The organism is Deltaproteobacteria bacterium (assembly GCA_020848745.1).
GTDB lineage: Bacteria > Desulfobacterota > Binatia > UTPRO1 > UTPRO1 > UTPRO1.
Genome location: JADLHM010000105.1, coordinates 30,187 through 42,669, shown reverse-complemented (window position 1 = coordinate 42,669; position 12,483 = coordinate 30,187). Strand labels below are relative to the sequence as shown.

The window sequence follows — 12,483 nt, the reverse complement described above, 5'->3', positions numbered from 1 at the left end:
TCGTGCGCCGCGACGTGCGCTCGTACCGCGAGCTGCCGATGAACCTCTACCAGATCCAGTCGAAGTTCCGGGACGAGGTGCGGCCGCGCTTCGGGCTCATGCGCGGGCGCGAGTTCATCATGAAGGACGCGTACTCGTTCCACGTCGACCGGGCGGACTGCGACCGCGAGTACGACAACATGTTCCGCACCTACCGCCGCATCTTCGACCGTTGCGGGCTCGCCTATCGCCCGGTCGAGGCCGATACGGGCGCCATCGGCGGCAGCCGCTCGCACGAGTTCCAGGTGCTCGCGGCGTCGGGCGAAGATTCGATCGTGAGCTGCGACCAGTGCGAGTACGCCGCGAACGTCGAGAAGGCCGGGATCGGCGCGAGCGAAGCGCCCGCGGCCGCGGGCGAGCCCAGCCCGCTCGTCGAGGTGCCGACGCCGGGGCAGCGCACCATCGAGGAAGTCTCGAAGTTCATGAAGATGAAGCCGCACCGGTTCGTGAAGACGCTGCTCTACGTGGCGGGTGACACCGTCGTGGTGGCGCTGGTGCGCGGCGACCACGCGCTCTCGGAGCCGAAGCTGAAGGACGCGCTCGGGACGCCCGCCGTGGAGCTTGCGCCCGAGGACGTCGTCGAGCGCGTGACGGGCGCGCCGGTCGGGTTCGCGGGTCCGATGAACCTGAGGGGCAGGGTGCGGCTTCTCGCCGACCACGCGCTCGCCGGCATCACCGCCGCCGTGGCGGGCGCCAACAAGGCCGACATGCATGTCAAAGGCGTCAGCGCCGCGCGCGATCTCGCGGGCGCCGAGTTCGCCGACCTCCGCACCGCCGGCGCCGGTGACCGCTGCCCGCGCTGCGACGGTCGCTTCGCGCTCCAGCGCGGCATCGAGGTCGGCCAGGTTTTCTATCTCGGCACGAAGTACAGCGAAGCGCTGAAGGCGACGGTGCTCGATGCCGAGGGCAAGGAGCGCGTCCTCGAGATGGGCTGCTATGGCATCGGCGTGACCCGCACGATCGCCGCCGCGATCGAGCAGAACCACGACGACGCCGGCATCGTCTGGCCGATGCCGCTCGCGCCCTTCCACGTGGTGATCGTGCCGGTGAACCTCGGCGACGAGCGCCTGCGGACGACGGCCGAACGCTTGCACGACGACCTCGCGGCGCGCGGCATCGACGTCTTGCTCGACGACCGCGACGAGCGGCCGGGCGTGAAGTTCAAGGACGCCGACCTGATCGGCTGTCCGCTCCGCGTCACCGTCGGGCCGCGCGCGCTCGAGCGCGACGCGGTGGAGCTCAAGCGCCGCACCGAGAAGGAGCCTACCGAGGTGCCGGTCGGCGAGGTCGCGGCCCGGGTCGCGGAGCTGGTCGCGGCGGAGCTCGCCGGCGGAACGCGCGCGTGAGCGTCGCCGCGGCCCGCCGCCGCCTCGTGCTGCCGCTCGACGTCGATTCCGTCCGTGCGGCCGATCGCCTGGTGCGGCTGCTCGGGGGCGAGGTCGGCATCTTCAAGATCGGGAAGCAGCTGTTCATGCACACCGGCCCCGAGGTCGTACGCCGCGTCCAGCGCCGCGGCGGTGAGGTCTTTCTCGACCTCAAGTTCCACGACATTCCCCGCACCGTCGCGCTCGCGGGCGTCGAAGCGGCCCGTCTCGGCGTCCGCATCTTCGACGTGCATGCCTCGGGCGGCGCCGAGATGATGGCGACGACGGCGGCCGCGGTGCGCGACGTCTGTCGCCGCGAGCGTCTGCGGCGGCCGCTTCTTCTAGCGGTGACGGTGCTCACGAGCCTCGTCGACGCGGATCTCCGCCGGGTCGGCGTCGCGTCGACGGCCGCGCGCCAGGTGGTGCGTCTCGCCCGGCTCGCGCAGGCGAACGGGATGGACGGCGTCGTCGCGTCGCCGCGCGAGATCGCCGCGATCCGCCGCGCCTGCGGGCCGTCGTTCGTGATCCTCACCCCGGGTATCCGCCAGGCCGGCGACGCGCTCGGCGATCAGAAGCGCGTCGAAACGCCGGAGGCCGCGATGCGCGCCGGCGCGGACTATCTCGTCGTGGGTCGCCCGATCCGCGACGCCGCCGATCCGGTCGCGGTCGCGCGCGCCATCGTGGGCGCGATGGCGCGCGGGCTCGCGGCGCGCTGACGGCGGCGCGCGTCGGCTCGCCATGCCGCGCGACCTCGACCTCGTCGTCCGACCCGACGTGGCGCTCGACCCTGGCGCGCTGCGTGCGGCCGCGAGCCGGGCGATCGGCTGCCGGTCCGAGGACGTCGTCGAGCTCCGCATCCTCAAGCGCGCGCTCGATGCGCGGCGGAGCGTGCGCTACCAGCTGCGGGTGCGGGCATGGCTCGCGGGCGAGGTCGCCGTGCCGGAGGCCGCGCCCGCCCTCCCGACCTTCCCCGCGTCGCGCCCCGGGCGGCCCGTCGTGATCGTCGGCGGCGGGCCGGCCGGGCTCTTCGCGGCCCTCCGGCTCGCCGAGCACGGCATCCCGGCCGTCGTGCTCGAGCGCGGCAAGGCGGTGCGAGCGCGCCGGCACGACATCGCGCTCCTGAACCGTGCAGGTCTCGTGAACCCCGAGTCGAACTACTGCTTCGGCGAGGGCGGCGCGGGCACGTACAGCGACGGCAAGCTCTACACCCGCTCCCAGAAGCGCGGTTCGGTCGCGACGGTGCTCGACCATCTGATCGCCCACGGCGCTGACCCGGAGATCCGCATCGAGGCGCGGCCCCACGTGGGGTCGAACCGCCTGCCGAGGATCGTGACGGCGATCCGCGAGACGCTGGCGCGCGCCGGCGTCGCGGTCGAATTCGAGGCTCGCCTCCTGGATCTGCTCGTGCGCGGGACGGCGATCGAAGCGGTGCGCTGCGCCGACGGACGCGAGCTCGCCGCGTCGGCCGTCGTGCTCGCGGCCGGCCACAGCGCGCGCGACGTCCACGCGCTGGCGGCCGCGGCCGGGCTCGAGCTCCGGGCGAAGCCGTTCGCGCTCGGCATCCGCGTCGAGCATCCGCAGCCGCTCATCGACCGCGCGCAATACGGCGCCGACGCCGAGCGGTTCCCGTTGCCGGCCGCCTCGTATCGGCTCACCGCGACGGTCGAGGAGCGCGGCGTCTTCTCTTTCTGCATGTGTCCGGGCGGGTGGATCGTGCCGGCGACCACCGAGCCCGACGCCGTCGTCGTGAACGGGATGTCGCTCGCGCGTCGCGACTCGCCCTTCGCGAACAGCGGCATCGTCGTCGCGCTGGAGCCGGCGGACGTCGCCGCGCTCGGCTTCCCCGGCCCGACCGGCGGTACGATGCTCCAGGCGGCGATCGAACGCCGCGCGTTCGCGAGCGGCGGCGGCGCGCAGGTCGCGCCGGCGCAGCGGCTCGCGGACTTCATCGGCGGGCGGGCGAGCGCCGACCTGCCGCGCTGCTCGTACCGGCCCGGCGTTCGCCCGGCGCGGCTCGACGAGCTGCTGCCGCCCTTCGTTACCGGGCGGCTGCGCGCCGCGCTGCGGGGCTTCGGTCGGCAGCTCCGCGGCTTCGACACGCGCGAGGCGATCGTCGTCGGCGTCGAGACGCGGTCGTCGAGCCCCGTCAGGATCCTGCGCGACCCCACGACCTTCGCCGCGCCGGCGCGGCCGAACGTCTACCCGTGCGGCGAGGGCGCGGGCTACGCGGGCGGCATCGTGAGCGCGGCGCTCGACGGCCTCGCCGTCGCCGATGCGATCGCGCGCGTCTGGCGCGGCTGACGCTGCGCCCGCATCGAGGTTCGAATGTGCCACAGCTCGGGGAGCGATACGTGCGGGCCACGATTGTTGCGTCGCAGGCATACTCGGGCTTCTCGACGGTCCAGTCGGGGGAGTATCTCGGTTTCGAAGTCGGTGAAGTCGCGGTGAACCGGGCCGTGCGGCGGGTACGTTGTCGGCCCGCGAGGCGTCGCTACATCTCGGGAAAGAGCCGTGGAAGCACGACCTCTACCGACGAGTCGAGGGGGATCCGCGTCAGGCTTCGAGCCTCATGGCCGTCGGGTTCTCGAAGCGCGCGAAGTCGCGGTCTTCGGTGAGAATTGCCGAGACGCCATGCTCGCGGCAGAGGGCGACGATCTGCGCGTCGAAGGCGAGATTGCCGAGCACACCGCCGTCGCGGCACGCCTCGCCGAAGAGCGCCGCGAATGTAACGCCGGGTAAGAGCAGTCGCGCCGAGGGGCTACCCAGCACCTGCGCGATGAAGGCGAGCGCCGTCTCGAGCTCGGTCGGTGGACGAAACACGCGCGCGTGCGTCACCACCCGTACGAACTCTCCGATGCAGAATACCGGGAGGGCCCACGGTACGTTGCCCTCGACGAGACCCCGGAGCCGCGCCAGCGCGGCAGCGTGCAGGGCCAGCTCGGCCCTGTGTGCGTGCACCAGCACGTTCGTGTCGACGGCGATCATCGACGCTCGTCGAGGAGATCGTAGAGCGCGGTGCGGTCGGCGACGTCCACGGCGGGCGGGCGCGTTCCCTTGATGATCGGCGGCGCGAAGCGATAGCGCCGGGTAGCCTCAGGCCGGGCGGCGAGCCGCGCCCGGAGCGCATCCTCGACCACGGCGCGGAGCGTCGTACGGTGCGCCGCCGCGTGCCGCTTGGCGCGCTCGAGCAGCCGATCGTCGATCTCCAGGGTCGTCTTCATATGGGTGGCCCATATCAAAGCGCCTTACCAGCCACAATCACGCAAAAGTCGGATCGCCGGTCGCTCGGCGTGCCAATGTGCTCCTGGTTTCATCTCCCTGCCGCGCATCGTAGCGCACGAGCGCGAAGTCGAAGGCTTCGGCGACGAGGCGCGTGCCGCCCACCACGACTTTGCCATCGGGCTACAGACATTCGGTCCATGATGCGGCATCTCGAGGGGATGTCCCAACGGCTGCCTCACGCCGCCCGCCGCTGCGCGATCGCGCAGAGCCCGTCCGCCTCGATGCCGAGCGGCAGGTTCAAGAGATTGTAGTAGTTCTCGAGCGCGTTCAGCCACGTGATCTCGACGATCCGGGTCTGCTGCTACGCGTGGCGGAAGAGCGCGGGAAGGCGCGCGTAGATCACCTTCATCGGGGTGATGACCTTGCCGAGGCGGCGCTCGGTCATCCAGTAGGCGAGCTTCCCGACGAGGGTGGATGGCCGTTCGATGGGCGCGAGACGCATGGCGGTTCTCCCTTCGGAGGACGATCAGTGCCGATGGACGTGGACGACGGCGGGCGCGGAATGGTGACCGCACGCGCCGTAGCGCAGGAACGGGACGCTGCCGAGCGCGAGCCCGAGGAGCACGCCCGCGACGAGGCGCAGCACGGGGTGCGCGTTCATCTGCGCGCCTCCGTGTGGCGCACGAGCATCGCCGTGAGGACCACGAGGACGATGGTCGGCAGGTAGACGACGGGGAAGTCGATGGCCCAGTGCTCGGAGCCGACGAGCCCGCGGCTCGTGTCCCATACGTGCACGAGCGCGTGCAGCGCGTTGAAGAGCGTGACCAGGACGAGCACGGGCAGGCGCACCTCGGCGCGCGCCGCGCCCCACACGAGCGCGAGCCCGAGCATCGCGAACGCCGATCCGATGTCGCGCACGAAGTGCTCGTTCAGCGGACCGAAGTCGGGGACGGCGGCCGGCAGGGTCACGTACCAGTGCGCCGGATCGGCGAGCATCCAGAGGCCGTTCACGAGGTTGCCGAGCCCGCTCAAGAGGAAGATCCAGGTCCACGGGTCGGTCGAGGCGGATTGCTGCGTCATGCGGGGCTCCGGCCGCGCGCGAACTGCTTCGTGACGAGCCCGCCGAGCATGGGCGGGACTCTACGCAGCGCCGATCGGACCGTAAAGAGGCGAGTGCTCGTGGGGGCGCCGATCCCGAGGGAGGCCGCCCGTCGGCGTTCCTCAATCGATGACCGTGACGACGACCCGCGCGCCGGGGGCGAGCTCGGCGGCGTCGGCGGGGATCCGCACGAGCCCGTCCGCCCGCACGAACCCGACGATGTCGCCCGACCCGCCCGCCACCGGGCGCGCCGCGAGCGTGCCGTCGGGTCGCGCGACGAGCGCGACGCGGATCCAGTCTTCGCGGCCCACGAGCGATCCGACGCGCGCGCCGAGCTCCGCGACGACGGCCCGGCGCGGGGCGAACGCCGCGTCCCGCGGCTCGCCGCCGAGCAGACGCAGGAGGGGCAGGGCGAAGACGTGGAAGATGACGAGCGCGGAAGTCGGATTGCCGGGAAGCCCGATGACGGGCTTCCCGGCGGCCCGCGCGATCAGCGTCGGCTTGCCGGGCCTGATCCGGATACCGTGCACGAGGATGCGCGCGCGCGGCATCGCGGCGACGACCATCGGCGTGAGGTCCTTGGTGCCGACCGAGCTGCCGCCCGACACGAGCACCGCGTCGGCCTTGGTGAGCGCCCGCCGCATCGCCGACCGGATCACCCCTTCGCGATCCGGCAGCACGCCGAACTCGACGGGCTCGCAGCCGGCCGCCGCGATGAGCGCGCGGAGCGCGTACTGGTTGACGTTCCGTACCTGTCCGGCCTGCGGGGTGACGTCCGGCGGAACGATCTCGTCCCCGGTGGCGAGCACCGCGACCCGCGGCCGGCGTACGACCCACACGCGGTCGAGCCCGATGCCCGAGAGCGCCCCGACATCGGCGGGCCGCAGTCGGTGCCCGCGCTCGAAGATGCGGGCGCCCTTGCGAGCGTCCTCGCCGCGCCGCATGACGTGCTGCCCGGCGCTCGCGGCGCGCGCGATGGCGACGGTGCCGTCGGCCGCTTCGGCGGTGTGCTCCACCATGACGACGGCGTCGGCTCCCGCCGGGAGCATGCCGCCGGTCGGGATCCGCATGCACTCGCCGCGACCGAGGCGTGCGTCGACGGGATGGCCCATGCGCACGCTGCCGACGATCGCGAGGCGCGCGGGACGATCCGTGCCGGCAGCGGCGGTGTCGCGGGCACGGACCGCGAAGCCGTCCATGTAGGAGCGCTCGAAATGCGGGAGGTCGATGGTGGTGCGGACGTCGCGGGCGAGGACGCGTCCGGGCGCGTCGGCGACCTGGATGCGCTCGGCGGCCACGGGGCGAAAGCCCCGGAGCGCCGCCAGCGCTTCGGCGACCGTGACCAGCGGGAACCGGCTCGGGCCGCCGGTGTGCGGATCGGGAGCCGTCGGACGACGGGCGCGGGATCTCACGAGAGCAACCGCGTGTGGTGGAGGCACGGCATTTCGCGGCGGACGCGCGCCAGGTGATCGAGATCGAGCTCCGCGGTGATCACGGCCTCGCCCTCGGACGCGCGCGCGAGCACGGTGCCCCAGGGATCGACGATCATCGAGTGGCCGTAGTCGTGGAAGCCGTGCGGGCTCGTGCCGGTCTGGTTCGGGGCGATCACGAACACCTGATTCTCGATCGCGCGGGCGCGAAGCAAGGGCTCCCAGTGCGCGGCGCCCGTGTAGGCCGTGAAGGCGGACGGGATCGTGACGATGGTCGCGCCCGCGACGGCGAGCCGGCGGAAGAGCTCCGGGAACCTGAGGTCGTAGCAGATGCTCATCCCGACGGTCCCGAGCTCGGTCGGCGCCGTGACCACGTCGGTTCCCGGGATGCGGGCGTCCGACTCGCGGACCGTCACCCGGCCCGGGAGGTCGACGTCGAAGAGGTGCATCTTCCGGTAGACCGCGCGGATCGCTCCGCGCGGATCGATCAGGAGGGAGGTGTTGAAGGAGCGCGTCGCCTCGTCCGAGCGCTCGAGGAAGGATCCGCCGACGAGCGTCACCCCGAGCTCCGCCGCGAGCCCGCAGAGGAAGTCGCTCACCGGACCCGGGATCGGGGAGGCGACGCCGGCCTCCGCCTCGCGCGGACCGCGCCACGCGAAGACTTCCGGCAACACGACGAGACGCGCATGACGCGCGGCGGCTTCGACGACCAGAGCCCGCGACCGGGCGAGGTTCGCGGCAAGGTCCGGGCCGCTCTCCATCTGCACCGCAGCGGCGACGGGATTACGCACGGCGGCGAACTCTACCAGCGTGAAGCGACGATGAGGAGAGTCGACTCGCCATATCGAGGGCTTGGCCTGCGCCGGAGCGGCGCGGCACCTTGATCACGCGCTGCAGCGTATGGTACTCCGCGTCAATCCCGTGCACAGATTCAAGGTCGAGACCGAGTCGCAGATGGAGATGATCGACGTGACCGCGGGCATACGTCGCGTCGTCAGGGAATCGGGAGTCACGAGCGGGATGTGCCACGTTTTCGTCCCGCACACGACTGCCGCCATCACGATCAACGAAAACGCCGATCCGAACGTCCGCAAGGGCATGATCCGCGAGTTGTTGAAGACGATCCCCATGCAGGACGATTCCTTGCACACCGAAAGCAACGCGGCGGCACACCTCCTCTCGACCCTCGTCGGTGCCTCGCAGAGCCTGCTCGTGGAAAACGGCAAGCTCGCGCTCGGGACGTGGCAGGCGATCTATCTCTGTGAATTCGACGGTCCACGTTCGCGCACGGTGCTCATGCGGATCATGGCCGAGTGAGGAGCTCCCAATGAGCCAGACGACCCCCCTCCGACTGATCAAGCGATACGGCAACCGGAAGCTCTACGACACGTCGGAGAGCCGCTACATCACCCTCGACGAGATCGCCCGCCTGGTGCGTTCGGGGAACGACGTGAAGGTCATCGACAACGAGAACGGCGACGACCTGACCGCGATCACCTTCGCCCAGATCATCCTGGAAGAGGAGAAGCGCCGCTCGAGCCTCATTTCGCTCGGCCTCCTGCGCGAGCTCGTGCAGCACGGCGAGGACACGCTCGCCGAGATCCGCACCCGGGTGGAGAAGGGGGTGGAGGCGATCGGGACGATCGGCGAGAAGGCGGGTCGCCGGATGCAGGAGATCGTCTCCGGCTCGGTCGGCGAGCGGCCGGATGCGGCGCTCGGAGCGACGCCGACGATCCCGGAACGCGAGCACGGCAAGGGATTCTTCGACGAGTTGCTCGCGGCTCCGCAGCGCCGTCTCGAGGCGCTGCAGCGCTCGATCGACGAGCGCATCAAGTCCTCGGTCGATCGCATCACCAACCACCCCGTCGTCCAGCACGAGGTCCAGCGCATCGAGCGGTCGATCAAGAAGCTCGAGGAGCGGCTCGCCCGCCTGCGGCGCGACGAGGTCGATTCCTCGCGCGGCGGCGACGTCGTCGGCTGAGGGTCCGCGCCGCCTTCACGTTTGACATGGAAACTGGGGGCGGCGTATCTGGGGTCGGATCTCCGAGCCTGACGTTGGGTCCTCGCGCGTGATCACCACGCGTTCGGCTTCGCAACCACAGAAAGGACATCTCATGCGGAATCTCACGCGCAGCTCGCTCGCCGTCGCCGCGATCGCATTGCTGACGGCCGCGCCGGTCGCCGCTCAGGTCGCTCCCGGCGACGTCATCACGAAGGCGAACGCCGACAAGGTGAAGGACCTCGTGTCGCCGGGCATGTTCTGGTGCGTGCAGAAGGGCTGGCCGATGAAGATCATCGATTCCAAGCCCATCGTCTTCAAGAAGGCCTACAAGGAGGCGACCGAGAAGTTCTCGGCGCAGGTGAAACTCGGCCCGGACGGCCAGGGTCTCGAGAACTACGTCGCGGGCCAGCCGTTTCCGAAGCTCGACACCGGGGACCAGTACGTCGCGAACAAGATCATGTGGAACTTCAACTTCCGTCCGGGCTTCGAGGACGATCTCGATCTGCGGAACTTCGACGCCGACACCGGCCCGATCTCCGACGATCGGCCGCTGCAGGTCGAGCGCCACTTCCTGGTCGACCACTTCCGCCGGCTGCGCTACGTCGGGCGACTCTACGTCGATCCGAAGCCGGAGATCCCGAACACCGAGAAGTTCGAGTTCAAGGAGACGCTTCATCCGCTCATCGAGCCGTTCGATCTGAAGGGCGTCGGGTTCACCTACTACCGTTATTTCGACCCCGCGAAGCAGGACGACAGCTGGCTCTACCTGCCGTCGCTCCGCCGCGTGCGCCGGCTCTCGACCGCGCAGCGTTCCGACGCGCTCTTCGGCCAGGACACCGACCAGGACAGCTACGGCGGCTACGCCGGACAGATCGCCTGGGCCAACTGGAAGTTCCTGGGCGAGAAGGAAATGCTCGGCGCCTTCCACACCACGAACTTCCCCGTGAAGTGGAACGACGGAGCGATCGACTGGTCGTTCGAGGGTGAATGGGAGAAGCGCAAGGTGTGGGTGGTCGAGGGCGAGTCGAAGCTCCCGCAGTACGCGTATTCGAAGCGCGTCCTCTACGTCGACAAGGAGGTCTACGAGGTGCCCTTCACGGACATGTACGACCGCGCCGGGCAGCTTTGGAAAATCTGGGTCAACAACTTCACGCAGCGGAAGGAGGCCTTCGCGGGCGCTGCGATGAAGTACGAGGAGGAGACCACGCTGACCCCCTGCATCGTCATGGTCGACATGCAGCTCCAGCACGCCACCAAGGCGGCGCTTCCGAGCCACCGCTTCCCGGGGGAGCCCGGATGGTATTGGTCGCAGGGCGACAAGGCCGGGACGGTCGAGGACAAGTTCACCATCGCCGAGCTCATCAGCTCCGGCAGCTGAGCGTTCGACCCGGCTTCGTTCCGGGCTCGACGCCACGAAGGGCTCGCGGCCACGGACGGCCGCGAGCCCTTCGTGCGTTCAGCGGCAGAGGAAGACGGGGGCGGTGGCGTTCCGCAGCACGTACTCGGTCGTGCTGCCGAGCACCATTTCGATGATGCGGCTGTGGCCGTAGGCGCCGATCAGGAGGAGGTCGTGGTCACCCTCGGCCATGGCGTCGAGGATGGCCTCGTTGGCGTGGCCGGGGCGGGTAGTGAACGTTGCCTCGACCTTGTGGGACGCGAGATAGCGGCGCGCCTCGTCGACGACGCGGTCGGTCGCGGCGTCCTCCTTGCCGACGTGCAGGACGGTGAGCGGCAGGCCGAGCGCCGTCGCCAGCTCGGCGGCTTCGTGCATGGCGGCGGCGGCGCGTTGGCTGCCGTCGTAGGCGAGGAGCGGGCGGCGGATCTCACGGAACTCCAAGGGCGACACGAAGAGCGGCTTCGGACACTTGCGGGTGACGCTCTCGGTGGTGCTTCCGAGGAGGCCGGTCGAGAAGCGCTCGTTCACGCCGCGATGCCCGACGACGACCAGATCGGCGGTCCGAGCCTGCTCGCAGATCTCGTTCGCGACGATGCCGGTTGCGAGATAGGTGTCCGCTCGGACGCCGCGCTCGGCGCACGTCGCGAGGAACTGGTCGAGAATGATGCGGCCGCGCTCGTGCAGCGCTTCGCGCATCTTCGACGAGAAGTCGAGGTAGGGCTCGAAGCCGAGCGAGCCGGACACGTCGTGGAGGAAGGCCCCGGAGCCTTCGATCGACACGACGTCGACGACGTGCATGCCGACGACCGTCGCCTGTAGTCGCTCCGCCAACCAGATCGCGTACCGGGTCGCGGTCTGTGCGTGCTCGGAGCCGTCCAGCGTCGCGAGGATGCTCTTGATCATGGACTCTGACCAGCGTTTACCACTATGATCCCCGGCCGTGAAGCGTAAGGAATCGGCGGCGGTGGGGGCGATGGTCGAGGAGCTCACGCGGGTGGCGCGCGAGCTCGGGTTCGACGTGCGCGAGGAGGAGTTGTTGCGCGACGTCGGCTACCGGCCGCGCAGCGGCGTCTGCCGGCTCGGTGGGCGCGACGTCATCCTGATGGACCGCAAGCTCTCGGGTCCGGAGCGCGTCGAGGTGCTCTGTGCGGCGCTCGCGGAGCGGGACCTGGAGCAGGTATTCCTGTCTCCGGCTTTGCGGGCGCTGATCGGGGGGCGCAAGCCGGCCGCGATGGCGGAGGCGTGACGGCAAGCGCCGCTGCAACGCATGCCAGGGGCTCGTCGACGGCCGTGAGTCAGCGAACGCAGGCGCAGCGGTTTTCCGCGTTCAAGGACGCCCTCCGCGAGCGGTCGCTCAGGTCGACCTCCCAGCGCGACGACATCGCGCGCGTCTTCTTCGCGAACAACCGGCACATCAGCGTCGAGGAGCTCTACCGCGAGGTGAAACAGGTGAACCCGCGGGTCGGATACGCGACGGTCTACCGTACCGTGCGTTTGCTCCGCGAATGCGGGCTCGCCGCCGAGCGTCACTTCCACGACGGCGAGGCGCGATTCGAGAACGTCGAGCACGAGCACCACCACGACCACCTGATCTGCGAGCGCTGCGGGCGCATCGTGGAGTTCGCGAACGACTCGATCGAGCGGTTGCAGGAGCAGGTGGCGCAGAAGCTCGGCTTCGTGATTACCCGGCACAAGATGGAGATCTACGGCGTCTGCGCCGAGTGCCGAGCCGGCCGCGGACCACGCACCGCCGCGCGGCGTGCGCACCACGTCTTTCAGACCTGAGCGGCGCGTTCCTCGCGGGGTCCGCGACCGCGCGGGACCTCCGGTCGTTCCGGACCATCGGAAAGCGCGCGCGGGCACGCGCGCGGGCGCGCGCTTGACACGCGGGGGGTCCCCGCGTAAGGAACGGGCCGTTCCGCGAAATTGAA

The 12,483-nt window shown here is 70.4% G+C and carries 15 protein-coding genes; 8 read left to right on the top strand and 7 right to left on the bottom strand.

Features of this window, described 5'->3' with window-relative positions:
- The 3 genes from IT293_15980 to IT293_15970 all read left to right on the top strand — a co-directional run.
- A partial coding sequence (locus IT293_15980) for a proline--tRNA ligase (protein MCC6766158.1) occupies positions 1-1,385 on the top strand: 1,385 nt, incomplete at its 5' end.
- Positions 1,382-2,119 (top strand): orotidine-5'-phosphate decarboxylase, encoded by a 738-nt coding sequence (gene pyrF, locus IT293_15975; protein MCC6766157.1) that lies wholly within the window; start codon positions 1,382-1,384, stop codon positions 2,117-2,119. The genes IT293_15980 and pyrF, both read left to right, overlap by 4 nt.
- Before the next feature lie 22 nt (positions 2,120-2,141).
- Positions 2,142-3,704, top strand: a complete 1,563-nt coding sequence (locus IT293_15970) for an NAD(P)/FAD-dependent oxidoreductase (GenBank protein MCC6766156.1) — start codon at positions 2,142-2,144, stop codon at positions 3,702-3,704.
- 252 nt (positions 3,705-3,956) lie between these two features.
- Here the strand turns inward: IT293_15970 and IT293_15965 are convergent, their stop codons facing one another.
- The 6 genes from IT293_15965 to IT293_15940 form a co-directional block, all read right to left on the bottom strand.
- Positions 3,957-4,388 (bottom strand): PIN domain-containing protein, encoded by a 432-nt coding sequence (locus tag IT293_15965; protein MCC6766155.1) that lies wholly within the window; start codon positions 4,386-4,388, stop codon positions 3,957-3,959.
- Positions 4,385-4,624, bottom strand: coding sequence for a type II toxin-antitoxin system VapB family antitoxin (locus IT293_15960; GenBank protein MCC6766154.1), 240 nt, complete (start codon positions 4,622-4,624; stop codon positions 4,385-4,387). The genes IT293_15965 and IT293_15960 overlap by 4 nt, the downstream gene beginning before the upstream one ends.
- A gap of 362 nt (positions 4,625-4,986) precedes the next feature.
- On the bottom strand, positions 4,987-5,127 hold the full coding sequence (locus IT293_15955; GenBank protein MCC6766153.1) for a hypothetical protein: 141 nt from the start codon (positions 5,125-5,127) through the stop codon (positions 4,987-4,989).
- Between the two features lie 155 nt (positions 5,128-5,282).
- Complete coding sequence (locus IT293_15950; protein MCC6766152.1) at positions 5,283-5,705, bottom strand: hypothetical protein; 423 nt, start codon at positions 5,703-5,705, stop codon at positions 5,283-5,285.
- Positions 5,706-5,846: 141 nt separating this feature from the next.
- A complete protein-coding gene (locus IT293_15945; protein ID MCC6766151.1) occupies positions 5,847-7,136 on the bottom strand; it encodes a molybdopterin molybdotransferase MoeA in 1,290 nt (429 codons plus the stop codon).
- Positions 7,133-7,915: a carbon-nitrogen hydrolase family protein gene (locus IT293_15940; GenBank protein MCC6766150.1), complete on the bottom strand. Its 783-nt coding sequence runs from the start codon at positions 7,913-7,915 to the stop codon at positions 7,133-7,135. The genes IT293_15945 and IT293_15940 overlap by 4 nt, the downstream gene beginning before the upstream one ends.
- Positions 7,916-8,054: 139 nt before the next feature.
- Between IT293_15940 and IT293_15935 the strand changes: the two genes are divergently transcribed.
- The 3 genes from IT293_15935 (at position 8,055) to IT293_15925 (ending at position 10,534) form a co-directional block, all read left to right on the top strand.
- Positions 8,055-8,471: a YjbQ family protein gene (locus IT293_15935; GenBank protein MCC6766149.1), complete on the top strand. Its 417-nt coding sequence runs from the start codon at positions 8,055-8,057 to the stop codon at positions 8,469-8,471.
- Between the two features lie 10 nt (positions 8,472-8,481).
- The gene (locus IT293_15930; protein MCC6766148.1) at positions 8,482-9,135 is read left to right on the top strand and encodes a hypothetical protein; all 654 of its coding nucleotides are present in this window, start codon (positions 8,482-8,484) and stop codon (positions 9,133-9,135) included.
- Positions 9,136-9,268: 133 nt separating this feature from the next.
- Positions 9,269-10,534 (top strand): DUF1329 domain-containing protein, encoded by a 1,266-nt coding sequence (locus IT293_15925; protein MCC6766147.1) that lies wholly within the window; start codon positions 9,269-9,271, stop codon positions 10,532-10,534.
- 78 nt (positions 10,535-10,612) lie between these two features.
- Here the strand turns inward: IT293_15925 and IT293_15920 are convergent, their stop codons facing one another.
- Entirely contained in the window at positions 10,613-11,455 is an 843-nt protein-coding gene (locus tag IT293_15920; protein ID MCC6766146.1) for a universal stress protein, read from the bottom strand.
- A 37-nt stretch (positions 11,456-11,492) separates the two neighbouring features.
- Here IT293_15920 and IT293_15915 point away from each other — a divergent pair, with 37 nt between their 5' ends.
- Both IT293_15915 and IT293_15910 read left to right on the top strand, forming a co-directional pair.
- The gene (locus IT293_15915) at positions 11,493-11,798 is read left to right on the top strand and encodes a hypothetical protein (GenBank protein ID MCC6766145.1); all 306 of its coding nucleotides are present in this window, start codon (positions 11,493-11,495) and stop codon (positions 11,796-11,798) included.
- 44 nt (positions 11,799-11,842) lie between these two features.
- Positions 11,843-12,337 carry a transcriptional repressor gene (locus tag IT293_15910; protein MCC6766144.1) on the top strand — a complete coding sequence of 165 codons (495 nt, stop codon included), beginning with the start codon at positions 11,843-11,845 and terminating at the stop codon, positions 12,335-12,337.
- The last annotated feature ends 146 nt before the right edge of the window (positions 12,338-12,483 follow it).

Coding starts and splice junctions, on each gene's coding strand:
- IT293_15950 (MCC6766152.1), bottom strand. CDS start 5,705: ATGACGCAGCAATCCGCCTCGACCGACCCGTGGACCTGGATCTTCCTC.
- IT293_15940 (MCC6766150.1), bottom strand. CDS start 7,915: ATGGAGAGCGGCCCGGACCTTGCCGCGAACCTCGCCCGGTCGCGGGCT.
- IT293_15925 (MCC6766147.1), top strand. CDS start 9,269: ATGCGGAATCTCACGCGCAGCTCGCTCGCCGTCGCCGCGATCGCATTG.
- IT293_15955 (MCC6766153.1), bottom strand. CDS start 5,127: ATGCGTCTCGCGCCCATCGAACGGCCATCCACCCTCGTCGGGAAGCTC.
- IT293_15935 (MCC6766149.1), top strand. CDS start 8,055: ATGGTACTCCGCGTCAATCCCGTGCACAGATTCAAGGTCGAGACCGAG.
- IT293_15960 (MCC6766154.1), bottom strand. CDS start 4,624: ATGAAGACGACCCTGGAGATCGACGATCGGCTGCTCGAGCGCGCCAAG.
- IT293_15965 (MCC6766155.1), bottom strand. CDS start 4,388: ATGATCGCCGTCGACACGAACGTGCTGGTGCACGCACACAGGGCCGAG.
- IT293_15920 (MCC6766146.1), bottom strand. CDS start 11,455: ATGATCAAGAGCATCCTCGCGACGCTGGACGGCTCCGAGCACGCACAG.
- IT293_15970 (MCC6766156.1), top strand. CDS start 2,142: ATGCCGCGCGACCTCGACCTCGTCGTCCGACCCGACGTGGCGCTCGAC.
- IT293_15930 (MCC6766148.1), top strand. CDS start 8,482: ATGAGCCAGACGACCCCCCTCCGACTGATCAAGCGATACGGCAACCGG.